Raw genomic sequence first — 24,698 nt, 5'->3', positions numbered from 1 at the left:
CCCGTGAGTCCAGGAGGCCCCGCCCCATGACGCCCCCAGCCCCCGACGCCCCCGCCCGGGCCGGAGCCCGCGAGTGGGGCGCGCTGGTCGTGCTGATGCTGCCGGTGCTGCTGATCTCCGTGGACAACACGGTGCTGCACTTCGCCCTGCCGCAGATCTCCCTCGAGCTGCGCCCCACCGGCCGGCAGCTGCTGTGGATGGTCGACGCCTACCCGCTCGTGCTGGCCGGGCTGCTCGTGCCCATGGGCGCGCTCGGGGACCGGGTGGGCCGGCGCCGGCTGCTGCTCGTGGGCAGCACCGGCTTCGCCGCGGTCTCCGCCCTCGCGGCCTTCGCGCCCTCGGGGCCGGCGCTCGTGGCCGCCCGGGCCGTGCTGGGCGTCTTCGGGGCGATGCTCATGCCGGCGACCCTGTCCCTGATCCGCAACCTGTTCCGGGACACCGTGCAGCGGCGGACCGCGATCGCCGTCTGGGCCACCGGCTTCTCCGCCGGGGGCGTGCTCGGCCCCGTGGTGGGCGGGGTCCTGCTCGAGCATTTCCGCTGGGGGTCCGTGTTCCTCGTGGCCGTGCCGGTGCTCGTGCCCCTGCTCGTGCTGGGGCCCGTGCTCGTGCCGGAGTCGCGCGACCCGCGGCCCGGGCCGGTGGACCTCGTCAGCGCCGCGCTCGTGCTGGCCGCGATGCTGGGCGCCGTCTGGGCCCTGAAGTCCACCGGCGCGGCGGGGGCCTCCCCGGCCGCGGCGGCGGCCGGGGCCGCCGCGCTGCTCGCGGGCACCGCGTTCGTGCGCCGCCAGTTGCGCCGGCCAGTGCCCATGCTCGACGTCCGGCTCTTCCGCCGCCGCGTCTTCACCGGCGGGCTGGTCAACAACCTCGTGGCGAGCACCGTGTTCATCGGCTTCCTCTTCTTCGTCTCCCAGCACCTGCAGCTCGTCGAGGGCCTGCCCCCGCTGCGGGCCGGACTGGCCCTGGTGCCCGGCGCCGCGGCCACGATCCTCTCCGGGCTCGTCGCCGTGCGGGTGGCCCGCCGGGTGCCCCCGGCGGTCGTGGTCCCGGCCGGGCTGGCCGTGATGACCGCGGGCTTCCTCATGGTGGCCCTGGGCGACCTCTCCGACGGCACGGTGCTGGTCACCGCGCTCGTGGTGACGGGCATCGGCTCGGGCGCGGCCCAGACCCTCGCCGGGGACCTGGTGCTCGCCGAGGTCGAGCCGGAGCGGGCGGGGGCGGCCTCCGCGATCTCGGAGACCGCCTACGAGCTGGGGGCCGCCCTCGGGGTCGCCGTGCTGGGCACCGCCGTGACGGCCGGCTACGCCCGCGCCTTCGCCCCGCCGCCGGGGCTGTCCCCGGAGCAGGCGGCGGTGGCCGCCGAGACCCTCGGCGGGGCGGTCGGCGTGGCCGGGGACCTGGACGCGGCGGCCGCCGGGCAGCTGCTGACCTCCGCCGTCGGGGCCTTCGAGACCGGGGTCCACGCCTCCGCCGCGATCGGGGCGGGGCTGCTGGCCGCGACCGCCGTCCTCGTGCGCCTGCTGCTGCGCCGCCAGCCCGCGGCGCACTGAACACCCCGGTGGGCCCGCCTCCGGCGCCGGCTCCTGGGCCGGGCCGCCCCGCCCGGGCCGCCGGGGCAGTCCCCGCCCGGCACGCCCCCGTCCGGGCCGTCCCCGCCCGTGCCGCTGCCGCCGGTGTTCCGCGACGCCCACGCCTCGACCTGCAGGCTGCAGGCCGTGCAGGCGGTGCGCTCGCCGTTCACCGGCGCCGGCGTGCGCGTCGCGGTGCTGGACACCGGGCCGGACCTCGGGCACCCGGACGTCGCGGGACGGGAGGTCACGGCGCGCTCGTTCGTGCCCGGGGAGAGCGCCCAGGACGGCCACGGGCACGGGACGCACTGCGCCGGGACCGGCGCCGTCCCGGCCGCCCCCGCCGAGGGCCCCCGCTACGGGACCGCCCCCGGCGCCGTGCTGTTCGCGGGCAAGGTCCTCGCCGACGACGGCTCGGGCGCCGACGCCCAGGTCCTCGCCGGCATCGAGTGGGCGCCGGCCAACCGCTGCGACATCGTCTCCCTGTCCCTGGGCTCCGACGTCCGGGAGGTCTCCCCCACCTACACCGCCGCGGGGCTGCGGACCCTGGACCGGGGGACGCTGCTCGTGGCCGCGGCCGGCACGGCGGCGGCCGGAGGACGGGGCCTTTGCGGGGCGCGCCACGGTGCGCGTGACGGTCGTGGTCGACGACGCCCACCGCACGGCGATGGAGTCGGTGGGCACGCACCTGCGCGCGGAGGGCATGCACGTCGAGCAGGTCCGGGCCGTGCCGGGGCTCGGCACGGGCGAGCTGCCCGCCGCGCGCCTGCCGGCGGTGCGCGGGGTCGAGGGCGTGGCCGGCGTCGAGGAGCAGCGGGAGCACCGGCTGCCGCCCCCGGACGCGCCGGTCCAGTGACCGGCCGGGCCGCCGGCGGCTCCCCGCCGTCGAGGGCCGGCCGCCCGCCGGGTAGGCTGGGCGACCGACCCGGCCCGTCTCCCCCGTCCCCGAGGAGTTCCACCCGTGACCGAGCCCCAGCGCGCGCCCCGGCGCCTCCTGCGCACCCGCGCCCTCCGTGCCGCCGCCGTGCCGGCCGCGGCCCTGCTGGCCCTCACCGGCTGCGGGTCCGACTACCCGCTGGGCGAGGAGCAGCGCCGGGCGGCCGAGCAGGGCGGCTCCGACCTCTCCGGGATCCTCACGGGCGTGGGCTCCTCCGCGCAGAACGCGGCCATGCTCACCTGGCGCAGCGGCTTCGAGTCCAAGCACCCGGACGCGCGCGTGCAGTACCTCTCCGCCGGCTCCGGCGCGGGCCGCAGCGCGCTCGTGGGCGGGGGCACCGACTTCGCCGGCTCCGACGCCTACCTGGACGCCGAGGAGCAGGAGGAGGTGCGGCAGTTCTGCGGCCCGGAGGGGGCGCTCAACATCCCCGTCTACATCTCCCCGATCAGCGTCGCCTTCAACCTGCCCGGGATCCAGGAGCTGAACCTCGACGCGACGACGATCGCGCAGATCTTCCGCGGCGGGATCGACCGGTGGGACGACCCGGCGATCGCCCGGCAGAACCCGGAGGCCGACCTGCCGGACCTGCCCATCACCCCGATCGCCCGCGCGGACGACTCCGGGACCACCGAGAACTTCACGGACTACCTCCACGCCGTCGCACCGGAGGCCTGGCCGGACGAGGAGGACGGCAGCTGGCCCGCGGAGCTGCCCACGGAGCGCGCGCAGGGCAACGCGGGCGTGGTCAGCCTCACCGGGGAGACCCGGGGCGCGGTCACCTACGCCGACGACTCCCTCGTCGACGAGTCCCTGGGCAAGGCCCGGGTGAAGGTCGGCGACGAGTACGTGGCCGTCTCGGGCGAGGCCGCCGGGAGGGCCGTGGGCGCGGCCACCCGCGTGGAGGGCACCGCCGAGCACGACATCGCCCTGGACATCGACCGGGAGCCGGACGTCCCGGGCGCCTACCCCGTGGTCCTGGCGTCGTACCACATCTACTGCACCAGCTACGAGGACCCGGCCCTCGTGGAGCTCGCCCAGGCCTTCGGCCACTACGTGGTGAGCGAGGAGGGCCAGCAGGCCTCCTCCGAGGCCGTCAAGAGCGCGCCGCTGCCGGAGAACCTCAGGGCCGAGGCGCACGCGGCGATCGACTCGATCCGGGTGCGCTGAGCCCCGGGGCCGCCCGGGAGCGGGCACGGCGACGGCCGCGGACCTCGCCGGTCCGCGGCCGTCGCCGCACGCGGTGGGCCCCGTGGGGCTCGAACCCACGACCCATGGATTAAAAGTCCACTGCTCTACCAGCTGAGCTAGAGGCCCGCGCCCCGGGACGGGCGGACCGCCGCGGAGCGGGCACCACTGTACCGCACGGCCCCGGGCGCCCAGCAGGTCCGGGCGCCCGCCCCGGGCGGGCGCCCGGCCGGTTGGCCTAGAGTGGGACCGGCGTCGTCCGCCCCGCCCCTCGACGGCGGGCCGCCGTCCCGCCGGAGCCCCGGCGGGACCGACCGGAAGCCCCTTCGGAGGAACCACCGTGCCGGACCACCGCACCGAGGACAGCACCCGCCCCCGCGACGGCGGGGCACCCGCCGAGGACCGCGCCGGCGAGGAGCAGCGCCTGTTCGGCCCCTCCGCGATCACCGAGTACCTCGAGCAGGTCGTGGCGCAGCTGCGCGACGCGCGCGGCGGCGAGCCCAGCACCTCGATCCCCGCGCTCGCCCAGGCGGACCCGGAGCGCTTCGGCGTGGTCATCGCCACCGCGGACGGCCACGTCTACGAGGCGGGAAGCACCGGCGACGAGTTCAGCATCCAGTCGATCTCCAAGGCGTTCACCTACGCGCTGGCCCTCGAGGACCTCGGCGTCGAGGCCGTGCACGACCGGATCGACGTCGAGCCCAGCGGCGACGCCTACAACGAGATCTCCCTGCAGCCGGGCACGGGCCGGCCCGCGAACCCCATGATCAACGCGGGGGCGATCGCCTCGACGTGGCTCGTGCCCGACAGCGAGCGGGAGCTGCGCCGGGACCGGATCCGAGCGGCCTACTCCCGGTGCGCGGGCCGGGACCTGTCGATCAGCCCCGAGGTCCTCGAGCAGGAGTCCGCCGCCGGGGACCGCAACCGGGCCCTGGGCTACCTGCTGGCCGCGGCGGGGATCATCGAGGGCGACCCGATGCAGGCCCTGGAGGACTACTTCGCCCAGTGCTCGATCCTCGTCACGTGCCGGGACCTGGCCCTCATGGGCGCGACCCTCGCCAACGCCGGCACGAACCCGCTGACGGGCGAGGAGGTCTTCGACCCGAGCACGGTCTCGCGCGTGCTGTCCGTGATGAGCTCGTGCGGGATGTACGACGACGCCGGGGAGTGGATGGTCCGGGTCGGGCTGCCCGCCAAGTCCGGGGTCGGCGGCGGCATCGTGGCGGTGCTGCCGGGCGAGCTCGCGGTGGCCACGTTCTCCCCGCCCCTGGACCGGCACGGCAACAGCGTGCGCGGCGTGCTGGCCTGCGAGCGCCTGTCCCAGGACCTCGACCTGCACTTCACCCACACCGCCCGGGTCTCCCGCTCGACCGTGCGCGCCGACTACCCGATCGACCAGTCCCCCTCGCTGGTGCGCCGCAACGCCGAGGCGGAGGCGGTGCTGGAGGCCCACGGCAAGGACGCGGTCGTGGTCGAGCTGCAGGGCGACCTGCTGTTCGCGGGCACGGAGGCGGCCGTGCGGCGGGTGCGGGAGGTCGCGGTGGAGGCCTCCTACGTGGTGGTCGACCTGCGCCGGGTCGACGTGATCGCCGACTACGCCCTGCCGCTGCTCGCCCGCACCCGCGCCGAGCTGCACGAGGCGGGGCGGACCGTGGTGGTCGTGGCCACCGACGAGGACCTCGTGGGCACCTTCGAGGGCCACCCCCCGCTCGAGATCTTCCCGAGCCGGGCCGCGGCGATCAAGTGGGTCGAGGACCGGCTGCTCGAGGAGCACGGCGGCCCGGAGTGCACGCCCGCCCGGGTGAATCCGGCGGAGTCCGAGCTGCTCTCCCGGCTCTCCCCCGAGGACGCCGCCGCCGTGCGCGCGCGCACCGCCGAGCGCACGTGGTCGGCCGGGGAGAACATCCTGCGGGCGGGCCAGCGGTTCGCGGGCATCCACCTCGTGGTCAGCGGGGACGTGTCGATGTCCCTGCGCACCCCCGCCGGCGAGCGGGTGGAGCTGCAGATCCTCGGCCCCGGCACGAGCTTCGGGGAGCTCGCCCTGGGCTCCGGCCGGCAGCGGGTGACGCTGAGCGCGATCACCGACGTCACCGCCCGCGTGCTGGGCCCGGACGCGCTCGCCGCCCTGGAGCAGGAGGACCCGCCGCTGGCCCTGAGGCTGTGGCAGGCCCTGGCCCGGGACGGCTACGAGCGCGCCGACCAGCAGTGGCGGGACGCCGCCGTGCACGCCTCCGCCACCGACTGGTGAGCCGGGGCGGCCGTGGCCGCCCCGGGGCCCCGGCCGTACCCTGGTGGACATGAGCGACGTGCCCCGCCACCACAAGCCGGTGAAGTTCTCCCCGGAGAAGTTCGACGCCTACGAGGGCGGCCCGGACCCGGCGCGCGTCTCCGAGGCCGCCCACCTCGCGGCCCACGCCCTGGTCTCCCGGGGCCGGGCCAGCGACGACCCGGAGATCTCCCGCCGGCTGATCGAGCTCACCGACGAGCAGGGCCTCGAGGGCATCGCCGAGATGTGGGCCGAGGCCCCCGCGGTCTCCCTGCCCGGGGCGCTGTGGCGGCTCTACGCCCTGCGCGCGTCCGTGCGCAAGGACCCCGTGCGGATGGGCCGGTACTTCGCGGCCGGGCGCGGCACGGCGCAGGTCTCCCACGTGGTGGCCGGGGTGGCCGAGCCGCCCGGGGCGGAGGAGGTCACGGAGATGGCCGACACGATCCTCTCGGGGGCCTTCAACGGCGAGTTCGACGTCGCCCTCGAGCGCTTCGCCGCCTTCTGCCGGGTGATGGCCCTGGGGCGGATCCGCCTCGCCGACACCGGGCAGCTGCCCGTCGTCGTCCCCGGGCGCCCGGATGCCGCCCGGGCCGCGGGCCCGGGCACCGTGGCCCTCACCCAGCGCCTGGAGCGCACGGCCGAGGAGCTCGAGGCGGCCGCGCGGGCCTGGCGCCACGGCCACCTCGACTGAGCGGCCCGGACCGGGCGCCCCGCGGGCGTGGGCGGGACCACGCCCTCCCGGCTTGGCCCTCCGGAGCCGTCGACTACCATGGACGCAGGTGCCGGGCCGCGGTAACCCCGGGCTCCAACACTGAGCCGCTGCGAGCGGCCTTCCGCCGAGAGGCGTTCCCGGTCCGGCACCGCCCCTCCCCTCCCGGCCGGTCGCCCCCGCGCGCCCCGGCACGACGCCCAGGACGGTATCCCGATGGCCCTTCGCATCTTCCCGGAGGACGAGCAGGTCCTGGACCTGCTGGCCGAGATGTCCGAGCAGGTGACGGAGGCGGTGCGGCTGCTCTCGGAGCTCCTGGGCAGCCCCGAGCACGCGGTGGGGGTGCTCGACGGCATCCGCGCGTGCGAGACCCGCTCGACCGACCTGTTCTTCTCGGTGATGACCACCGTGCGCTCGACCTTCGCGATCCCCCTCCCCCGCCAGGACGTCTACATCCTGGGCGAGTGGCTCAACCGGGCCGCCGAGGAGCTGCTGGCCGTGGCCGAGGCGCACGTGGCCTACGGGCTCACCCGCCCGCCCTCCTACGCCACCGACCAGCTCGGGGTGATCGTGCGGATGTCCGAGCTGACCACCCGCGCCATGCGCGACCTCGGCAGCTTCGAGGGCCTCGACGACTACTGGTACGAGATGCTCCGGCTCGGCAAGCAGGCCGAGCGCATCCACCACCTGCACCTGGCGCACCTGCTGGAGCACCACAACGCCCACCAGGCGCTGCGCCGGGAGCGCGCCGTGGAGCGGTTCGTGGGCGCCGCCCGGGCCCTGGGGCAGGTCGCCACCGAGGTGGGGCGCATCGTCGTGGCGGAGTCCTGACCCGCCGTGCTGATCCTCCTCACCGTCCTGGGCCTCGTCCTGGCCCTGGCCTACACGGTGGTCAACGGCTTCCACGACGCCCCGAACGCGGTGGCCCTTCCCGTGCGCGCCCGCGCCCTGACCCCGAAGGTCGGGGTCGTGCTCAGCGCCCTGGTCAACGTGGCCGGCGTGGGCACGGCCGCCTACCTGCTCTCGGACTGGGCGATCGTGGGCGCACCGGTGCCCCAGGACGTGGTCGGCTCCGCGGCCGTGGTGTGCGCGCTGGCCACCACGGTGGCCTGGAACCTGCTCACGTGGTGGTGGGGCCTGCCCTCCTCCTCGACCACGGCCCTGTTCGGCGGCCTGATCGGCGCGCTGCTGGGCGGGCACGCCGTGGGCCTGGTCGCCACGAGCCCCCTGACCCCGACCGCCCTCGTCCAGGTCCTCGTCCCGCTGGTCGTGGCCCCCGCACTGGCCTGCGGACTGGCGTGGCTGCTCGCCGTGCCGCTGCTGCGGATGCACCGCCACGCGGACGTCAACACGACCGCGTTCCGCTCCCGCCTCGTGCTCGCCACCGGCGCGGCCGCCGTCTCCTTCGGCCACGGCATCATGCACGGCCGCCGCGCCGAGTGGGTCTTCGCGACGCTGCTCGTGTGCGCCGGGCTGCCCTCCCCGATCGAGGGCGGGACCGCGCCGTGGCTGGTCCTGCTCGTCGCGGCGGGGCTGGCCACGGGCACCCTCTTCGGCGGCTGGCGGATCGCCTACACCCTCTCGTCGCGGATGATCACCATCGACCCGTTCCGCGGGGCCGTGGCCCAGGGCGTGGCCGGCTCCCTGCTGTTCCTGGGCGGCACCGTGGTCCCGGTGTCCCTGTCGACCTCCCAGACCACGGCGGCCGCGGTCCTGGGCGCCGGGATGCAGCAGCGCTTCCGCACCGTCAACGCCCGCGTGCTCACCCGGGTCCTGGTCGTGTGGGCGCTGACGGTCCCCGTGTGCGGGCTCGTCGGGGCGGTCCTCCTGCTCGCCCTCTCCCCCCTCCTCTGACCCGTCCCCTCCGCCGGCCGTCCGCGGCCGCGCCCCGCGGGCGGGCCGCCTGCGGGGCCGCGCCCCGCGGGGACGACGACGGCGCCCGCCGCTCCCCTGAGGGGTGCGGCGGGGGCCGTCGTCGTGCGGGCGCGCCGGGCTCAGCCGAAGCGGCCGGAGACGTAGTCCTCGGTCTGCTTCTCCTGCGGGTTGGCGAAGATCTCCGAGGTGGGCCCGTACTCGATGAGCTTGCCGGGCTTGCCGGTGCCGGCGATGTTGAAGAAGGCCGTGCGGTCGGACACGCGGGAGGCCTGCTGCATGTTGTGCGTGACGATCACGACCGTGTAGTCCTGCTTGAGCTCGCTGATCAGGTCCTCGATCGCCAGCGTGGAGATCGGGTCCAGGGCCGAGCACGGCTCGTCCATGAGGATCACGTCGGGCTTGACCGCGATCGCCCGGGCGATGCACAGGCGCTGCTGCTGGCCGCCGGAGAGTCCGGAGCCGGGACGGTCGAGGCGGTCCTTGACCTCGTTCCACAGGTTGGCCCCGCGCAGGGAGCTCTCGACCAGGTCGTCGGCCTCCCCGCGGGAGATCCGCTTGCTGTTGAGCTTGACCCCGGCCAGCACGTTGTCCCGGATGGACATCGTGGGGAACGGGTTGGGCCGCTGGAAGACCATGCCGACCATGGAGCGCACGACCACGGGGTCCACGCCGGGGCCGTAGAGGTCCTCGCCGTCGAGCAGGACCCTGCCCTCGGCGCGGGCTCCGGGGATGACCTCGTGCATGCGGTTGAGCGTGCGCAGGAAGGTGGACTTGCCGCAGCCGGAGGGACCGATGAACGCGGTCACCGACCGGGCGTCGATCCCCATGCTGACGTCCTCGACCGCCAGGAAGGTGCCGTAGTGGACGTTGAGGTGCTCGACGTCGATTCGCTTGGACATGTGGGTTCCTTGCTTCTTTCTCGCGACGGTGCGTACGGGGGCCGGCCGGGTCAGCGCCCGGCGGTCCTGGGCGCGAAGGCCCGGGCGACCAGCCGTGCGACCAGGTTCAGCAGCATGACGATCAGGATCAGGATCAGTGCCGCGGCCCACGCCCGCTGGGCGGAGGGATCGGGGTTGGTCGGGGAGGTCGGGGTCATGATCTGGTAGTAGATGAACGTCGGCAGCGTGGTCATCCAGCCGGAGAACGAGTTCCAGTTGATGGCCGTGGCGAAGCCGGCGGTCACGAGCAGCGGGGCGGTCTCGCCGATCACGCGGGCGATCGCCAGGGTCACGCCCGAGGCGATGCCGGAGATCGCCGTGGGGATGACGACCTTGGTGATGGTCCGCCACTTGCGCACCCCGAGGGCGTAGGAGGCCTCGCGCAGCTCGTTGGGGACGATCTTGAGCATCTCCTCGGTGTTCTTCACGACCGTGGGGATCATGAGCACGGTCAGCGCCACGGCGGCCACGAACCCGAAGCGGGTCGAGGGGCCGAGGATCAGGCCGAACAGGGCGGCCGCGAACAGGCCCGCCACGATCGAGGGGATGCCGGTCATCACGTCCACGAAGAACGTGATCGCCCGCCCCAGCCAGCCGCCCTGGGAGTACTCCACGAGGTAGATCGCGGTGAGCAGCCCGATGGGCACCGACATCAGCGTGGCCCAGAAGGTGATCGAGACGGTGCCCACGATCGCGTGGTAGGCCCCGCCGAGCACCGGGGTCTCCCCCGCCGCCGCGGCGTTGTCGGTCGCGCCCGTGACCCCGTTCATGGAGGTCAGCAGCAGGTTGGAGGTCAGGCCCGGGACGCCGTTGGCCAGCACGGTCCAGATGACGGAGACCAGCGGGATGACGGCCAGCACGAACGCGGTGTGGACCAGGTACGTGGTCAGGGAGTCGGCGCCCTTGCGCCGGCCCTCCACGGCCGTGACGGCCAGGGGCGCGGCGACGAGGAAGAGCACGGCGGCGAAGACCGCCCACAGGGCCGTGGAGAAGCCCACGAGCGCGGCCAGGGCCGCGCCCACGACGACGGCGGCGACGGCGATGGCGGGCACGAGCCAGGCCGGCCGCTGGTTCCGCGTGAGCTTCGCGCGGCGGCCGGCGGCGCCCGGCGACGAGGTCTGCTGGTGCAGGGGTGGGGTCGACATCAGTTGGCTCCCGAGAATTCCTTGTAGCGGGCGATGATGGCGCGGGCCGCCATGTTCACGACCAGGGTGATCAGGAACAGGACGAGGCCGGCGGCGATGAGCTCCGAGAGGCGCAGGCCGTAGGCCTCGGGGAAGTTCAGGGCGATCTCCGCCGCGATGGTCTGGTTGCCCGACTGGATCAGCGAGGCGGTCAGCGGCCCGCCCGACAGGACGAGGGCCACGGCCATGGTCTCGCCGAGGGCGCGGCCCAGGGCCAGCATGACCGAGGAGATGATGCCGGGCCGGGCGAAGGGCAGCACGGTCATCCGGATCATCTCCCACCGGGTGGCGCCCAGGGCCAGGGCGGCCTCCTCGTGGAGCTTCGGGGTCTGGACGAAGATCTCGCGGGACATCGCGGTGATGATCGGCAGGATCATGATGGCCAGCACGACGCCCACCGTCAGCATCGTCTTGCCGGTCTGGGAGGCCGGGCCCGCGAAGAGGGGGATGAACCCCAGGTTCTCGGCCAGCCAGTCGTAGAACGGCACGAGCGCGCCCGCGAGCACCGTGGTGCCCCACGCCCCGTAGATCACCGAGGGGATCGCGGCGAGCAGGTCGATGACGTAGCCGACCGGCTTCGCGATCCGGGCGGGCGCGTAGTGGGAGATGTACAGCGCCACGAGCACCCCGATCGGGGTGGCGATCACGAGGGCGATGACGGCGGCGATGACCGTGCCGATGATCATCGGCCAGATGTAGGACCAGAAGCCGGCCCCGCCCGAGATCTCCTCGGCGGGGGCCTGGAACGTGGGCAGGGCCTCCAGGAAGAGGAACAGCGCGACGGCTGCCAGGGAGGCGAGGATCAGGATGCCGGCGCCGAGGCTGAGCCCGGCGAAGACCGAGTCGCCGGCGCGGCCGCCGCCAGGGCTCCCCTGGGCGAGCGCGGTGGGCTGCTCGGTGGTGACGGTGGTGGACATGTCGTGCGCCCCTTCGTGGCCTGGAACGTGCTGCACCGGGTGGGATCGCTCCCGGCGCCTGGTCCGGTGACGTGCCTCACGGAGGAGGCCCCTCACACAGAAATGTCCCGTCCGGCGCGGGAACGGGCCCTGGGGCCCGGTCCCGCGCCGGACGGGATCGTCGGAACGGCGTCAGCCGGCGACGGTGATGCTCTCGAGGGCCTCCTGCGCCTGGGTGCGGAGGTTCTCGGACATCGGCGCGGAGCCGGCCGCGTCGGCGGCCGTCTGCTGGCCGTCCTCGCTGATCACGTACTCGCCGAAGGCCTTGGCCAGGTCGGCGGTCTCCTGGGAATCGTACTGCGAGCAGTACAGGTGGTAGGACACCAGCACGATCGGGTAGGCCCCGGACTCGGTGGTGTCGCGCTCGAGGTCCATCGCCATGTCGTGCTCGGCGCGGCCCTCGACGGGGGTGGAGGACTCCACGGCCTTCGCGGCGGCCTCGGCGGAGTACTCGACGTACTCCTCGCCCACGCCCACGGCCACGGTGCCGAGCTCGCCCACCGCAGAGGCGTCGGCGTAGGTGATCGCGCCCTCGGTGGCGTTGGTGGACTGCACGACACCGGCGGTGCCCTTGTTGTTCTCGGCGGCCCACTGCGAGGGCCAGTTGCCGGAGACCTCCTCGGTCCACACCTCGGGGGCGGCCGCGGCCAGGTACTCCTGGAAGTTCTCGGTGGTGCCGGACTCGTCGTTGCGGTGGACCACGGTGATCGGCGTGTCGGGCAGCTCCGTCTCCGGGTTCTGCTCGGCGATCGCCGGGTCGTTCCAGGTCGTGATCTCGCCGGTGAAGACCTTCGCGATCGTCGGCCCGTCCATGTTCACGGTGTCCACGCCGGGGAGGTTGAAGGCGACCGCGATCGGGGAGATGTAGGCGGGGATGTGGAAGCCGCCGTCGGGCCCGCAGACCTCCTTGGACGCCTCGTACTCCTCCTCGTCGAGGTAGGCGTCGGTGCCGGCGAAGTCGGCGCCGCCGGCGGTGAAGGCCTCGCGGCCGGCGCCGGAGCCGTCCGGGGAGTACTGGACCTGGGCCTCGGGGTTGGCCTCCTGGAAGCCGTTCTGCCAGGCGGTCATGGCCGCCTGCTGGGAGGAGGCGCCGATGCCGGTCAGGGTGCCGGAGACGCCGGCGCCCGAGGCCGAGGTCTCGGTGCCCGAGCCCCCGCCCGTGGCGTTGTCGGACCCGCACGCGGTCAGGGCGAGGGTGCCGATGGCGAGGACGGCGGCGGAACGGCCGAGGTGGGAAACCTTCACTGGTGCTAGCCCCTTCAGATCACAGTGGTGCCCCGCGCCGCGGGGCAGTTGTCCGGCACGGTCCGGGAGAGAGCCGGTCCGTGGTGCGAGGTCCGCTGCGGCTTCCCGGCGGACCCCTCGGGGAGAGACGCTAGGGAGCTCAGGTGGCCAGAGTGGCCCGGGAAGGTGAACGCCGGGTGAACTCCCGCGTGTCCTTCCGTGTGGTGATCCTCTCGTGTCCCTCCTGCGCCTCCCGGCACGGGCGCGTCGCGGCCGGCGGGGCGGTCCCGGGGCGCGTGGCTAGGATGGCCGCATGCAGCCGAGCCGGCCCGTGCGGGCGATCTCCCGCGCCGTGCGCACCCGCACCCGGGTGGGCCTGGCCCGGGTGCGCTCCGGGCTGCTGCAGACCTTCCAGATGACGGTCGCGAGCGTGGGCGCCTACGTGATCGCCGAGCACCTGCTGGGCCACTCGGGGCCGATCTTCGCGGCCACGGCCGCGCTGGTCGCCCTGGGCTTCGCCAAGGGCGGGCTGCGCTACCGCCGGGTGCTGGAGGTCTCGATCGGCTGCACCCTCGGCATCGCCGTGGGCGACGCCCTGATCCACGTGCTGGGCACCGGCGTGTGGCAGGCCGCCGTGGTGCTCATGACCTCGATCCTGCTCGCCCGCTTCCTGGACAACGGCACGCTGTTCACCACCCAGATGGGCCTGCAGTCGGTGCTCGTGGTGCTCCTGCCGCCGTCCGCCGACGGGGTCTTCGCCCGCTCGACCGACGCGGTCGTCGGCGGGCTGTGCGCGCTCGCGATGGCCTACTTCGTGCCCGCCGACCCGCGGCGGCAGCCCCGGGAGGACCTGCGCCGCCTCGTCGAGGAGTTCGCGGGGGTGCTGCGCGAGACCGCCCGGGCCGTCTCCGACTACGACGCGCGGGCCGCGTGGCACGCCCTCGTGCGCGCCCGCCAGACCCAGCCGCTGATCGACTCCGTGACCACCGGGCTCCAGGCGTCCCTGGAGATCGTGCGCGCCTCGCCGCTGTACCGGGGCCGGCGCACCGAGGTGGAGCACCTCGAGCACTCCATCCACTACCTGGACCTGGCCGTGCGCAACGCCCGCGTGCTCGCCCGCCGCACCGCGTCCGTGCTCAACCACGTGACCCTCTCCGACGAGGCCGTCGCGTCCCTGACCGGGGCCCTCGAGGACCTCGGCGACGCCGTGACGACGCTGGGCCACGCGCTCACCTCGGCCTCCCCCGGCTCGCGGGAGAGCTACCTGCGCCGGGCGCGCACGGAGCTCGCGGACGTCGCCGGGCGGCTGCACCCGGGCCGGATGGGCGTGCGCACCATGGAGGGCGAGACCCTGGTCCTGGACACGCGCCCGATGGTCGTGGACCTGCTCGAGGCCGCGGGCATGACCCACGACGAGGCCCGCGCCCAGCTGCCCCGCCTCGAGGGCTGGGACCGCGGCTGAGGCCGCCGGCGGGGCCGCGGCACCTGCCCGCTCAGCGTGTCCGCCCGGGTCGGTAGCCTGGCGCCATGAGCACACGGACCCGCCGCAACACCCCGTCCTACCGCTGCACCGAGTGCGGCTGGGCCACGGCCAAGTGGGTGGGCCGCTGCGGGGAGTGCCAGGCCTGGGGCACCGTCGAGGAGGTCGGCGAGCACCGGGCGCGCACCACGGCGGCCCGCTCCATCGCCGAGCCGGCCCGCCCGATCGCCCAGGTCGACGCGACCGTGGCCACCTCGGTGCCCACCGGCGTGCCGGAGCTGGACCGCGTCCTGGGCGGCGGGCTCGTCCCCGGCGCGGTGGTGCTGATGGCCGGGGAGCCGGGGGTCGGGAAGTCCACGCTGCTGCTCGACGTCGCCGCCCGCTTCGCCGAGGGCCCGGGGGACGCCTCCCGCGACGTCCTCTACGTCACCGGCGAGGAGTCCGCCGCCCAGGTGAAGCTGCGGGCGGACCGGATCGGGGCCGTGGCACCCACGCTGTACCTGACGGCCGAGACGGACCTCGCGACCGCCCTGGGCCAGATCGAGCGCATCGGCCCGCGCCTGCTCGTGGTGGACTCGGTGCAGACCCTGGCCAGTGCGGAGGTCGAGGGCTCCGCCGGCGGGGTCACGCAGGTCCGGGAGGTCACCGCCTCCCTCATCGCCGCCGCCAAGCAGCGGAACATGACCACCCTGCTCGTGGGCCACGTGACCAAGGACGGCTCGATCGCCGGGCCGCGGCTGCTCGAGCACCTCGTGGACGTGGTCTGCCAGTTCGAGGGCGAGAAGCACTCGCGGATCCGGCTCCTGCGGGCGGTGAAGAACCGCTACGGCCCCACGGACGAGGTCGGCTGCTTCGACCTCACGGAGACGGGGATCGCGAGCGTCGAGGACCCCTCCGGGCTGTTCGTCTCCCGCACGGCCCTGCCGGTCTCGGGCACGTGCCTGACCGTGACCCTCGAGGGCCGCCGCCCGCTGCTGGCGGAGGTGCAGGCCCTGCTGGACCGCTCCTCGACCGCCCAGCCGCGCCGGGCCACCGCGGGCCTGGAGTCCTCCCGGGTCGCCATGCTGCTGGCCGTGCTGCAGCGGCGGGCGGGGGTGGGGCTCGCGAACCTCGACTGCTACGTCTCCACCGTGGGCGGGGTGCGCCTGACCGAGCCCTCCACCGACCTGGCCGTGGCCATGGCCCTGGCCTCCGCCGCGCAGGACCGGCCCCTCCCCCAGCGGCTCGTGTGCTTCGGGGAGGTGGGCCTGGCCGGGGAGGTGCGCCCCGTGCCGGGGATCGGCCGGCGCATCCAGGAGGTCGCGCGCCTGGGCTTCACCCACGCGGTCGTGCCCGCGAGCCCGACCGGCCCCGGCCCCGTCCCCGAGGGGTTCTCGGTGCGGGAGGTCACCACGATCTCCGACGCCATGGAGCTGCTCTTCCCCGGTGCCGGGGCGGGCCCGCGGCAGAAGCGGGAGACCGCCGCGGCCGTATGATGAGGACCGTGGCGAAGACCCCTGAGGACGCACTGCGCAGAACCCTGGCACGGCTGGCCCCGGGCACGGAGCTGCGCGCGGGCCTCGAGCGGATCCTGCGCGGGCGCACCGGCGGACTGGTCGTCCTGGGCTTCGACCGCTCCGTGGAGGCGATCTGCTCCGGCGGCTTCGACATCGACACCGACTTCTCCGCGCCGAAGCTGCGCGAGCTCGCCAAGATGGACGGCGCCATCGTCTGCGACAAGGACGCCACCCGCATCCTCAAGGCCGGCGTCCAGCTCGTCCCCGACGCCTCGATCGGCACGACCGAGTCGGGCACCCGCCACCGTTCCGCCGAGCGCACCGCGAAGGAGACGGGCCTGCCGGTGATCTCGGTGAGCCAGTCGATGAGCGTCATCACCATCTACGTGGGCGAGACCCGCTACGCCGTCGAGGGCTCCCAGTCGATCATGGCCCGCGCCAACCAGGCCCTGCAGACCCTGGAGCACTACAGCAACCGCATGGAGCAGGTCCTCGGCAACCTCTCCTCCCTGGAGATCGAGGCCTCGGTCACGGTGCGGGACGTGGCGCTGACGCTGCAGCGCATGGAGATGGTCCGGCGGATCTCCGCCGAGATCGGCTGGTACGTGCTCGAGCTCGGCGTGGACGGGCGGCTGATCGCCCTGCAGCTCGAGGAGCTCACCGCCGGCACCGGACCGGGCCCCGACGTCGTGCTGCGCGACTACCTCCCGGAGGACGTCCCGGCGGGCCACGTCGAGGAGGCCCTCGGGCGCCTCGCGCAGCTGACGCCCACCGAGCTGATCGACCTGCAGCGCATCGCCGGGTGCGTGGGGCTCGTCGAGACCCCGGGCAGCCTCGAGACCGAGCTGCACCCGCACGGCTACCGCCTGCTGGAGGGGATCAAGTCCATGCCGCGGGCCGTGGCCAACCGGCTCGTGCGCCAGTTCGACGGCCTGCAGTCGCTGATGGCCGCGAACCTCGAGGACCTCAAGGCCGTGGAGGGCATCGGCGAGCAGCGGGCCCGCACGGTGCGCGAGTCGCTGTCCCGGATGGCCGAGACGAGCCTGCTCGAGCGCTTCATGTGAGCCCTGCGGCTCACTCCTCGAGCACGAACGCCGCGGGCTCGCCCGTGCGCTCCCCCAGGGAGACCTCCAGGCGGTAGTGGCCCGGCAGCGCCGGCTCCCCGCCCGCCGCGCAGCCCTCGAGGGTGCGCACCCGGTCCCAGGTCAGGCGGGCGACCTGCTCCCGGCCCGGCTCGAGGGTGACCCGCTGCTCCTCGCCGCCGACCTGGCAGTGCCGGCTGTCGAAGACCGTGTCCTCCCCCGAGCGGACCACGAACGCCATCCGGGCGGTGCCCGCGTCGACGTGGCAGGGGTCCTCCCCCGTGTTCTCCAGGGTCAGCTCGAGCTGCGGCTCGAGGTCCTGCGGGTAGCTCTCGCGGTCGGTGGAGGCCCGCACCGCGAGCTCGGCCCCGCACTCCTCGGCCGGGGCCGCGGAGGGGCTCGCCGAGGCTCCCGGGGAGGCGGAGGAGGACTTCTCCGGCCGCGGGGTGAAGTCGGCGAACGGCTCGGTCGACGTCGGCCCGGCCGACGCGACGGCCTCCGGGGCGGCCTCCTCCGCCGGCTCCCCGGGGCCCACGAGCGCGGCCACGGCCGAGACGACGCCGACCGCCACGAGGACCACGAGCAGGACCGCGGCGGCCGCGGCGACGATCCGGCGGCGGCGGTAGACCTCCGCGGACACCCGCGGGGCGCCGCCGCCCGGGCCGCGCCCGCTGCCTCCCCCGGACCTGCTGCCGGAACCCTTCTGCGCCATGCCCCCAAGGCTACAGTGGGGAGGATGAGCTCCGTTGCCCCGACGCCCTCCCCCGCCCCGCCGCACCCCGACCTGCCGGGCCTGCACGAGGCCGTGGTCCGGTGGTACGGCAGCGCCGCCCGCGACCTGCCCTGGCGCGACCCCCGCTGCGGGCCGTGGGGCGTGCTGGTCAGCGAGTTCATGCTCCAGCAGACCCCGGTGGCGCGGGTGCTGCCGGTGTGGCGGTCGTGGCTGCAGCGCTGGCCCCGGCCCGAGGACCTGGCGGCGGAGCCCGCCGGGGAGGCCGTGCGGGCGTGGGGCCGGCTCGGCTACCCCCGCCGGGCGCTGCGGCTGCACGCCGCCGCCACGGAGATCGTCGCCCGCCACGGTGGACAGGTGCCCGCCGACCACGCGGCGCTGCTCGCGCTGCCCGGGGTCGGGACCTACACGGCCGCCGCCGTGGCCGTCTTCGCCTTCGGCGACCGCCGCACGGTCGTGGACACCAACATCCGCCGCGTCCACGCCCGGGCGGTCTCCGGGCGGGGCCTGCCCTCCCGCTCCCTGACGGCCGCGGAGGCGCGCCTGGCCGACGAGCTCATGCCCGCCGACGACGACCTCGCGGTGGCCTGGAACCAGGCCGTCATGGAGCTCGGGGCGCTCGTGTGCACGGCCCGCACCCCGCGGTGCGCCGCCTGCCCGCTGTTCGGGACCTGCGCGTGGGTCGCGGCGGGGCGCCCCGCCCCGGAGGAGACCCCGCGGGGACAGGCCTGGCACGGCACGGACCGCCAGGTGCGCGGGGCGCTGCTGGCGGTGCTGCGGGCGGGCACCGAGCCGGTCCCGGCCCGGCACCTGCTGGGCCCGGTGGACCCGGCGGACCTCGTCCACCTCCCGGCGGAGGGGCTGCGGGCCCTCGAGCGCCTGAACGGCCTGGACGCCCCGCCGGAGCAGCGCCACCGCGCCCTCGAGGGGCTGCTGGCGGACGGGCTCGCGGCCGAGGACGCGCGCGGGGTCAGTCTTCCGGGCTGAGCTGGAGCAGCATCCGGGTGTTGCCCAGGGTGTTGGGCTTCACCCGGGCGAGGTCGAGGTACTCCGCCACGCCCTCGTCGTGGGAGCGCAGCAGCTCGGCGAAGACGTCGGGGTCGATCTGCTCCTGATTGGCCATCACCTCGAAGCCGTGCCGGCCGAAGAACTCGACCTCGAAGGTCAGGCAGAACACGCGGGAGACCCCCACCGCGCGGGCCCGCTCGACCAGCCCCGCCAGGACGGTGGCCCCCACCCCCCGGCCGCGCCACGCCGCGGAGGTCGCGAGGGTGCGGACCTCGGCCAGGTCCTGCCACATCACGTGCAGCGCCCCGCAGCCGACGAGGTGGACCCGGCCGTCGTCGTCGACGGCCTCGACGACGAGGAACTCCTGGATGCCCTCGTAGTAGGCGACCGTGTCCTTGTTGATCAGCACCCCGGCAAGGGCCAGCGGCGCCACCAGCTCCTTGATCCCGGGGACGTCGGAGGTGCGGGCGGGGCGCAGGCGGAGGTCGGTCACGTCCCGAGTGTACGCTCGTGAACCCGCAGGTCCGGACGCGATGACGACCTGCGACGACCCCCACTTCGGGGGACGCCGCAGGGGTCCGGACCCGCTCCCCGGACACGGCCGAGGGCCCGTGCGCACGGGTGCGCACGGGCCCTCGGCGGCTCCGCCGGCGGCCGGGTCAGGCCGGGGACTGACCGTCCCCCCGGCCCAGCTCCGCCTGCTCGAAACCGGTCATGGTCTCGTCCAGGCCGTCGTCGGTGAGGTCGGCCATCGGGGTCGAGGTGAAGACGAAGGCGCGCTGCTCGCCCTCGCCCTCGACGTCCACGCTGATCTTCTCCCCGGAGCTGATCTCCCCGAAGAGGATCTTCTCCGACAGCGGGTCCTCGATCTCGCGCTGCATGGTGCGGCGCAGCGGGCGGGCGCCCATCGAGGGGTCGTAGCCCTTCTGCGCGAGCAGCACCTTCGCGGCGTCCGAGACCGAGATCGACATGCCCTGGTCGCGCAGCCGCTCCTGGAGGCGGCCGACGAACATGTCGACGATCTGGACGATCTGCTCCTGGGTCAGCTGCGGGAAGACGATGATCTCGTCCACGCGGTTGAGGAACTCGGGGCGGAAGTGCTCCTTGAGCTCCTCCTGCACCTTCGCCTGCATCCGCTCGTAGTTCGAGGCGTCGTCGATCCCGGTCTGGAAGCCCACGGGCACCGCCCGGGAGATGTCCTTCGTGCCGAGGTTCGTGGTCATGATGATCACGGTGTTCTTGAAGTCCACCACGCGGCCCTGGGAGTCCGTGAGGCGGCCGTCCTCGAGGATCTGCAGCAGCGAGTTGAACAGGTCCTGGTGGGCCTTCTCGACCTCGTCGAAGAGCACCACGGAGAACGGCTTGCGGCGCACCTTCTCGGTGAGCTGGCCGCCCTCCTCGTAGCCGACGTAGCCGGGAGGGGCGCCGAAGAGCCGGGAGACGGTGTGCTTCTCCTGGTACTCGGACATGTCCAGCGTGATCAGCGCGTCCTCGTCCCCGAACAGGAACTCGGCGAGCGCCTTGGCCAGCTCGGTCTTGCCCACGCCGGTGGGGCCGGCGAAGATGAACGACCCGCCGGGGCGGCGGGGGTCCTTCAGGCCCGCACGGGTGCGCCGGATCGAGCGGGAGAGCGCCTTGATGGCGTCGTCCTGGCCGATGATCCGCTTGTGCAGCTCGTCCTCCATGTGCAGCAGGCGGCCGGACTCCTCCTCCGTGAGCTTGTAGACCGGCACGCCGGTGGAGGCGGAGAGGACGTCGGAGATGACCTCGGGGGTGACCTCGGCCAGCTCGTCGCCGCCCTCGCGCCACGCGCGGTCCTTGTCCTCGCGCTCGGTGATCAGCTTCTGCTCGGTGTCGCGCAGGGACGCCGCGAGCTCGTAGTCCTGCCCGTCGATCGCGGCCTCCTTCTGCCGCTTGACCTCGGTGATCCGGTCGTCGAGCTCCTTGATCTCCGGCGGGGCGGTCATCCGCTTGATGCGCAGGCGGGCGCCGGCCTCGTCGATCAGGTCGATGGCCTTGTCCGGGAGGAACCGGTCGGAGACGTAGCGGGCCGCGAGGTGCACCGCGGACTCGAGGGCCTCGTCGGAGATCGAGACCCGGTGGTGGGCCTCGTACTTGTCGCGCAGGCCCTTGAGGATCTCCACGGCGTGGGCCTCGGAGGGCTCGTCGACCTGGATCGGCTGGAAGCGGCGCTCGAGCGCGGCGTCCTTCTCGATGTGCTTGCGGTACTCGTCGAGGGTCGTCGCGCCGATCGTCTGCAGCTCGCCGCGGGCGAGCATGGGCTTGAGGATCGAGGCGGCGTCGATCGCGCCCTCGGCGGCACCGGCCCCGACGAGGGTGTGGATCTCGTCGATGAACAGGATGATGTCGCCGCGGGTGCGGATCTCCTTGAGCACCTTCTTCAGCCGCTCCTCGAAGTCGCCGCGGTAGCGGGAGCCCGCCACCAGGGAGCCGAGGTCGAGGGTGTAGAGGTGCTTGTCCTTGAGCGTCTCCGGCACGTCGCCGCGCACGATCGCCTGGGCCAGGCCCTCGACGACCGCGGTCTTGCCGACGCCGGGCTCGCCGATGAGCACGGGGTTGTTCTTGGTGCGCCGGGACAGGACCTGCATCACGCGCTCCATCTCGCGGAAGCGCCCGATGACCGGGTCCAGCTTGCCCTCGCGGGCCGCGGCGGTGAGGTTGCGCCCGAACTGGTCGAGCACGGCCGAGCCCGCGGGCACGCCCTCGGACTGCCCGGCCGAGCGCACGCCGGCGCCCTCCTTCTCGGGGGTGCCGCCGCCCTGGTAGCCGGAGATCAGCTCCAGCACGGTGGAGCGCACCTTCTGCGGCTCGGCGCCCAGCTTGGTGAGCACCTGGGCGGCGACGCCCTCGCCGGCGCGGATGATGCCGAGCAGGATGTGCTCGGTGCCGATGTAGTTGTGGCCCAGCTGCAGCGCCTCGCGCAGGGACAGCTCGAGGACCTTCTTGGCCCGCGGGGTGAACGGGATGTGCCCGGACGGGGCCTGCTGGCCCGGCCCGATGATGTCCTGGACCTGCTCGCGGGCGCCGGTGAGGGTGATCCCCATGGAGTCCAGCGCCTTCGCGGCGACGCCTTCGCCCTCGTGGATCAGCCCCAGCAGCAGATGCTCGGTGCCGATGTAGTTGTGGTTGAGCATCCTGGCCTCTTCCTGGGCCAGCACCACGACCCGGCGGGCGCGGTCGGTGAAACGCTCGAACATGTGGATACTCCTCCGTCGATGATCTGCACCCGATGCTACGCACCGGGGCGGGCCCGCGGGGGGCTGTTCGCCACCGGCGAGACGTCCCGCCGGTCCCGGTGCGCGGCGGCCCCGTGCCGGGGCCGTCCCCGCGTCCCGCCGCCGACCGCCGCGACCGGGCGCCCGCGTTTCCCGCACCGGCCCGGAAAGGAATTCTCCGGCCGCCCGGGAAATACCCCCGAGCTGTCCCCGAAAAGGCCCACGGGGAACGCCGCGGGATATCCGGGAAATGCCCCGGGGCGGGACCGGAGGACCGGTCCCGCCCCGGGGCGGCAATTCAGCGGGCGGCCGCCCGGAATTGTTCGGCGCTCAGGAGTTCTCCTCGTAGTACGCCTTCTGGATGTCCTGGTGGATCCGGCCGCGGTCGGAGACCTCGTAGCCCTTCTCGCGGGCCCACTGGCGGATGGCGGCGGTGTCCGGGTTGCCGCGCCCGGCCGGGCGGGCGGCGCCGGTGCGGGCCTGCTTGCCCCCCTGCTTGGCCTGCGCGCGGCGGGCCTTGGCGATGAACGGGCGCATGGCCTCGCGCAGCCGGGCGGCGTTCTCCTCGGAGAGGTCGATCTCGTACTGGCCGCCGTCGAGGCCGAAGCGGACGGTCTCCTCGGCCGGGCCCCCGTCGAGGTCGTCCTCGAGGATGATCTTCACGGTCTGTGCCATCGGTGCGTCTTCCCTTCAGCCTTTCGGCGCTTCGTCGTCCCGGCGCTCCCTCACGGCCGCCGGGAATGGTGCGGAAATCCCCCGTCGCCGTTCCGGCACGGACCGGGAAGGCTCCCCGGGCATTTCCGACGCGGCGCCGCGAACACCGTTGCCGGTGTCGCCGGTTTCATCCTACATATTCGACGGGAAATCGTCACCGAGACGCGGGACGGTCATTTCCGGGCGGAAATGCCGACCGTGAAAAAGAATGGGAATGACGGAAAGGCGCTCAGCCGCGGGGACGGCGCCGCGGCCGGTCGGGCCGGCCGAAGGGCAGGTCCTCGCCGTCGCGGGCCTTGAGCTGCTCGTACCACTGCGCGGCGTCCTCCTGCGAACGGGCCTGCACGGCGCGCTCGGTGCGGTCCCCGCGCATGATCCAGCGCAGGATGAGCCAGAAGATGATGCCGAGGCAGATCGACGGCAGCAGGACGGCGACGTATTCCATGGACGTGATTCTCCCTCGTGGTGCTGGGGGGCGGCTGGACGGGCGGGCGCTCAGTCCTGCTCGGGCTTCATGAGGGGGAAGAGGATGGTCTCGCGGATCCCGAGGTCGGTGAAGAGCATGATGAGCCGGTCCAGGCCCAGCCCGAGCCCGCCCATGGGCGGGGCGCCGTGCTCGAGGGCCCGCAGGAAGTCCTCGTCGAGCTGCATCGCCTCGGCGTCGCCGGCCGCGGCGAGCCGGGACTGCTCCGTGAGCCGCTCGCGCTGGACCACGGGGTCGATCAGCTCGGAGAAGGCCGTGCCGCGCTCCATGCCGCCGATGATGAGGTCCCAGGCCTCGATCAGCCCGTGCTCGGAGCGGTGCTGGCGCGCCAGCGGCTGCGCCGAGGGCGGGTAGTCGCACACGAAGGTCGGCTGGATCAGGGTGGGCTCCACGATCTCGCCGAAGAGCTCGAGCACGAGCTTCTCGGCGTCCCACAGCGGGCCCACGGCGACCCCGTGCTCCTCGGCGATCCGCCGCAGCACGTCCTCGGGGGTCGCCGGGGTGATCTCCTGCCCCACGGCCTCCGACAGCGCCGGGTACACGGACAGCCACCGCCACTCCCCGCGCAGGTCGATGGTCCCGCGCCCGGTCTCGATCGTGTCCACGCCCAGGGCGTCGGCGCACGCGAGGATGATCTGCTTGATCCGCTCGGCCATCGTGAACTGGTCGGCGTAGGCCTCGTAGGCCTCCAGGGTCGTGAACTCGGGGCTGTGCGAGGAGTCGACGCCCTCGTTGCGGAAGACCCGCCCGATCTCGAAGACCCGCTCGATCCCGCCGACCACGGCCCGCTTGAGGTAGAGCTCGGTCGCGATGCGCAGGGTCATGTCCTGGTCGAACGCGTTGAGGTGGGTCTCGAAGGGACGGGCGGTGGCTCCGCCGTGGACGAGCTGGAGCATGGGCGTCTCGATCTCCACGTAGCCCTGCGCCACGAGGGTCGAGCGCACCGTCTGGATGATCCGCGCGCGCTTGACCACCACGTCGCGCGCCTCCTGGCGGACGATGAGGTCGAGGTAGCGCTGCCGGACGCGGGTCTCCTCGCTGAGCCCGTGGTGGAGGGTCGGCAGCGGGCGCAGCGCCTTGGCGGCCATGGTCCAGGAGTCCGCCATCACGGACAGCTCCCCGCGCCGGGAGCAGACGACCTCGCCGTGCACGGCCACGAAGTCGCCGAGGTCCACGAGGGCCTTCCAGTCGGCCAGGGCCTCCTCCCCCACCTTGGCCAGGGAGAGCATGACCTGCAGGCGGGTGCCGTCGCCCTCCTGGAGGGTCGCGAAGCACAGCTTGCCGGTGTTGCGCACGAACACCACGCGCCCGGCGACGGCCGTGAACTGCCCGGTCTCCTCGCCGGCCTCCAGGTCCCCCCAGGTCTCGCGGACCTGGGCGAGGGTGTGGGTGCGGGGGACGCCCACCGGGTACGCCTCCCGCCCCTCCTCGAGCAGGCGGGCGCGCTTGGCGAGGCGGAACTGCATCTGCTCGGTCAGCTCCGCCTGCTCGGCCGCCTCCCGGGCGCGGTCCTCGGCGGGCCGGGGGGAGGCGGTCCCCGGGGTCGGCTCGGCGGTCGTCTCGGCGGTCGGGGTGCTGTTCTGCGCGTCGGTCACAGTCGACCAGGATAGCGCGGGGCCCGCGGCCCCC

21 protein-coding genes, 1 tRNA gene and 1 pseudogene are annotated in these 24,698 nt (G+C 74.2%); 12 read left to right on the top strand and 11 right to left on the bottom strand.

From position 1 onward, the window contains the following. Nucleotides 1-26 precede the first annotated feature (26 nt). From AS188_RS06185 to pstS (AS188_RS06175), 4 genes and pseudogenes are all read left to right on the top strand, one after another. The gene (locus tag AS188_RS06185; RefSeq protein WP_058858117.1) at nucleotides 27-1,547 is read left to right on the top strand and encodes an MFS transporter; all 1,521 of its coding nucleotides are present in this window, start codon (nucleotides 27-29) and stop codon (nucleotides 1,545-1,547) included. 108 nt (nucleotides 1,548-1,655) lie between these two features. Then, nucleotides 1,656-2,087 (top strand): annotated as a pseudogene (locus AS188_RS17390) (S8 family serine peptidase); the annotation flags it as partial. Between the two features lie 109 nt (nucleotides 2,088-2,196). Beyond that, nucleotides 2,197-2,421, top strand: coding sequence for a hypothetical protein (locus AS188_RS06180; protein ID WP_112255276.1), 225 nt, complete (start codon nucleotides 2,197-2,199; stop codon nucleotides 2,419-2,421). Between the two features lie 105 nt (nucleotides 2,422-2,526). Beyond that, nucleotides 2,527-3,669 carry a phosphate ABC transporter substrate-binding protein PstS gene (pstS, locus tag AS188_RS06175; protein ID WP_083529290.1) on the top strand — a complete coding sequence of 381 codons (1,143 nt, stop codon included), beginning with the start codon at nucleotides 2,527-2,529 and terminating at the stop codon, nucleotides 3,667-3,669. 74 nt (nucleotides 3,670-3,743) lie between these two features. Here pstS (AS188_RS06175) and AS188_RS06170 read toward each other — a convergent pair. Next, nucleotides 3,744-3,816, bottom strand: a tRNA-Lys gene (locus AS188_RS06170). A 211-nt stretch (nucleotides 3,817-4,027) separates the two neighbouring features. On the opposite strand from AS188_RS06170, the gene glsA reads away from it, so the two are divergent. The 4 genes from glsA to AS188_RS06150 all read left to right on the top strand — a co-directional run bounded on the left by glsA (nucleotide 4,028) and on the right by AS188_RS06150 (nucleotide 8,516). Further along, the gene (glsA, locus tag AS188_RS06165; RefSeq protein WP_083529289.1) at nucleotides 4,028-5,935 is read left to right on the top strand and encodes a glutaminase A; all 1,908 of its coding nucleotides are present in this window, start codon (nucleotides 4,028-4,030) and stop codon (nucleotides 5,933-5,935) included. A 49-nt stretch (nucleotides 5,936-5,984) separates the two neighbouring features. Then, nucleotides 5,985-6,644, top strand: coding sequence for a hypothetical protein (locus tag AS188_RS06160; protein ID WP_058858115.1), 660 nt, complete (start codon nucleotides 5,985-5,987; stop codon nucleotides 6,642-6,644). Nucleotides 6,645-6,878: 234 nt separating this feature from the next. After that, complete coding sequence (locus AS188_RS06155) at nucleotides 6,879-7,493, top strand: DUF47 domain-containing protein (RefSeq protein ID WP_058858114.1); 615 nt, start codon at nucleotides 6,879-6,881, stop codon at nucleotides 7,491-7,493. A gap of 6 nt (nucleotides 7,494-7,499) precedes the next feature. After that, a complete protein-coding gene (locus AS188_RS06150) occupies nucleotides 7,500-8,516 on the top strand; it encodes an inorganic phosphate transporter (RefSeq protein WP_058858113.1) in 1,017 nt (338 codons plus the stop codon). A 140-nt stretch (nucleotides 8,517-8,656) separates the two neighbouring features. Here the strand turns inward: AS188_RS06150 and pstB are convergent, their stop codons facing one another. The 4 genes from pstB to pstS (AS188_RS06130) all read right to left on the bottom strand — a co-directional run bounded on the left by pstB (nucleotide 8,657) and on the right by pstS (AS188_RS06130) (nucleotide 12,860). Beyond that, nucleotides 8,657-9,436: a phosphate ABC transporter ATP-binding protein PstB gene (pstB, locus tag AS188_RS06145; RefSeq protein ID WP_058858112.1), complete on the bottom strand. Its 780-nt coding sequence runs from the start codon at nucleotides 9,434-9,436 to the stop codon at nucleotides 8,657-8,659. 50 nt (nucleotides 9,437-9,486) lie between these two features. Further along, complete coding sequence (pstA, locus tag AS188_RS06140; RefSeq protein WP_058858111.1) at nucleotides 9,487-10,620, bottom strand: phosphate ABC transporter permease PstA; 1,134 nt, start codon at nucleotides 10,618-10,620, stop codon at nucleotides 9,487-9,489. Further along, on the bottom strand, nucleotides 10,620-11,576 hold the full coding sequence (gene pstC / locus AS188_RS06135; RefSeq protein ID WP_058858110.1) for a phosphate ABC transporter permease subunit PstC: 957 nt from the start codon (nucleotides 11,574-11,576) through the stop codon (nucleotides 10,620-10,622). Before pstC ends, pstA begins: the two co-directional genes overlap by 1 nt. A 171-nt stretch (nucleotides 11,577-11,747) precedes the next feature. After that, nucleotides 11,748-12,860, bottom strand: a complete 1,113-nt coding sequence (gene pstS / locus AS188_RS06130) for a phosphate ABC transporter substrate-binding protein PstS (protein WP_058858109.1) — start codon at nucleotides 12,858-12,860, stop codon at nucleotides 11,748-11,750. A gap of 292 nt (nucleotides 12,861-13,152) precedes the next feature. Between pstS (AS188_RS06130) and AS188_RS06125 the strand changes: the two genes are divergently transcribed. From AS188_RS06125 to disA, 3 genes are all read left to right on the top strand, one after another. Further along, nucleotides 13,153-14,301: an FUSC family protein gene (locus AS188_RS06125; protein WP_058858108.1), complete on the top strand. Its 1,149-nt coding sequence runs from the start codon at nucleotides 13,153-13,155 to the stop codon at nucleotides 14,299-14,301. 65 nt (nucleotides 14,302-14,366) lie between these two features. Continuing rightward, nucleotides 14,367-15,794 carry a DNA repair protein RadA gene (gene radA, locus AS188_RS06120; protein ID WP_058858107.1) on the top strand — a complete coding sequence of 476 codons (1,428 nt, stop codon included), beginning with the start codon at nucleotides 14,367-14,369 and terminating at the stop codon, nucleotides 15,792-15,794. An 8-nt stretch (nucleotides 15,795-15,802) separates the two neighbouring features. Next, complete coding sequence (disA, locus tag AS188_RS06115; RefSeq protein ID WP_058858106.1) at nucleotides 15,803-16,879, top strand: DNA integrity scanning diadenylate cyclase DisA; 1,077 nt, start codon at nucleotides 15,803-15,805, stop codon at nucleotides 16,877-16,879. A 10-nt stretch (nucleotides 16,880-16,889) separates the two neighbouring features. On the opposite strand, the gene AS188_RS06110 is transcribed toward disA, so the two are convergent. Next, nucleotides 16,890-17,609, bottom strand: coding sequence for a hypothetical protein (locus tag AS188_RS06110; RefSeq protein ID WP_236945068.1), 720 nt, complete (start codon nucleotides 17,607-17,609; stop codon nucleotides 16,890-16,892). 24 nt (nucleotides 17,610-17,633) lie between these two features. Between AS188_RS06110 and AS188_RS06105 the strand changes: the two genes are divergently transcribed. Further along, entirely contained in the window at nucleotides 17,634-18,614 is a 981-nt protein-coding gene (locus AS188_RS06105) for an HhH-GPD family protein (RefSeq protein ID WP_058858105.1), read from the top strand. Here AS188_RS06105 and AS188_RS06100 read toward each other — a convergent pair. From AS188_RS06100 to lysS, 5 genes are all read right to left on the bottom strand, one after another. Further along, nucleotides 18,598-19,128: an amino-acid N-acetyltransferase gene (locus AS188_RS06100; RefSeq protein WP_058858104.1), complete on the bottom strand. Its 531-nt coding sequence runs from the start codon at nucleotides 19,126-19,128 to the stop codon at nucleotides 18,598-18,600. The two genes, AS188_RS06105 and AS188_RS06100, sit on opposite strands and share 17 nt — an antisense overlap. 166 nt (nucleotides 19,129-19,294) lie before the next feature. Then, nucleotides 19,295-21,853 carry an ATP-dependent Clp protease ATP-binding subunit gene (locus AS188_RS06095; RefSeq protein WP_058858103.1) on the bottom strand — a complete coding sequence of 853 codons (2,559 nt, stop codon included), beginning with the start codon at nucleotides 21,851-21,853 and terminating at the stop codon, nucleotides 19,295-19,297. A gap of 348 nt (nucleotides 21,854-22,201) precedes the next feature. After that, nucleotides 22,202-22,546, bottom strand: coding sequence for a histone-like nucleoid-structuring protein Lsr2 (locus AS188_RS06090; protein ID WP_058858102.1), 345 nt, complete (start codon nucleotides 22,544-22,546; stop codon nucleotides 22,202-22,204). Between the two features lie 268 nt (nucleotides 22,547-22,814). Beyond that, entirely contained in the window at nucleotides 22,815-23,030 is a 216-nt protein-coding gene (locus tag AS188_RS06085; protein ID WP_058858101.1) for a hypothetical protein, read from the bottom strand. Between the two features lie 50 nt (nucleotides 23,031-23,080). Next, nucleotides 23,081-24,664 carry a lysine--tRNA ligase gene (lysS, locus tag AS188_RS06080; RefSeq protein ID WP_373865630.1) on the bottom strand — a complete coding sequence of 528 codons (1,584 nt, stop codon included), beginning with the start codon at nucleotides 24,662-24,664 and terminating at the stop codon, nucleotides 23,081-23,083. Nucleotides 24,665-24,698: the final 34 nt, after the last annotated feature.

This window comes from Kocuria flava (assembly GCF_001482365.1).
GTDB classification, from domain to species: Bacteria; Actinomycetota; Actinomycetes; order Actinomycetales; family Micrococcaceae; genus Kocuria; species Kocuria flava.
Note: the sequence above shows the minus strand (reverse complement) of the source record. Positions and strands in the feature narration are given on the sequence as shown.

Bases quoted from the DNA above. Each gene is read 5' to 3' on its own strand.
- AS188_RS06185 (WP_058858117.1), top strand. From the start codon at position 27: ATGACGCCCCCAGCCCCCGACGCCCCCGCCCGGGCCGGAGCCCGCGAG.
- AS188_RS06160 (WP_058858115.1), top strand. From the start codon at position 5,985: ATGAGCGACGTGCCCCGCCACCACAAGCCGGTGAAGTTCTCCCCGGAG.
- AS188_RS06155 (WP_058858114.1), top strand. From the start codon at position 6,879: ATGGCCCTTCGCATCTTCCCGGAGGACGAGCAGGTCCTGGACCTGCTG.
- pstB (WP_058858112.1), bottom strand. From the start codon at position 9,436: ATGTCCAAGCGAATCGACGTCGAGCACCTCAACGTCCACTACGGCACC.
- pstA (WP_058858111.1), bottom strand. From the start codon at position 10,620: ATGTCGACCCCACCCCTGCACCAGCAGACCTCGTCGCCGGGCGCCGCC.
- pstC (WP_058858110.1), bottom strand. From the start codon at position 11,576: ATGTCCACCACCGTCACCACCGAGCAGCCCACCGCGCTCGCCCAGGGG.
- AS188_RS06125 (WP_058858108.1), top strand. From the start codon at position 13,153: ATGCAGCCGAGCCGGCCCGTGCGGGCGATCTCCCGCGCCGTGCGCACC.
- radA (WP_058858107.1), top strand. From the start codon at position 14,367: ATGAGCACACGGACCCGCCGCAACACCCCGTCCTACCGCTGCACCGAG.
- AS188_RS06110 (WP_236945068.1), bottom strand. From the start codon at position 17,609: ATGGCGCAGAAGGGTTCCGGCAGCAGGTCCGGGGGAGGCAGCGGGCGC.
- AS188_RS06105 (WP_058858105.1), top strand. From the start codon at position 17,634: ATGAGCTCCGTTGCCCCGACGCCCTCCCCCGCCCCGCCGCACCCCGAC.
- AS188_RS06095 (WP_058858103.1), bottom strand. From the start codon at position 21,853: ATGTTCGAGCGTTTCACCGACCGCGCCCGCCGGGTCGTGGTGCTGGCC.
- AS188_RS06090 (WP_058858102.1), bottom strand. From the start codon at position 22,546: ATGGCACAGACCGTGAAGATCATCCTCGAGGACGACCTCGACGGGGGC.
- AS188_RS06085 (WP_058858101.1), bottom strand. From the start codon at position 23,030: ATGGAATACGTCGCCGTCCTGCTGCCGTCGATCTGCCTCGGCATCATC.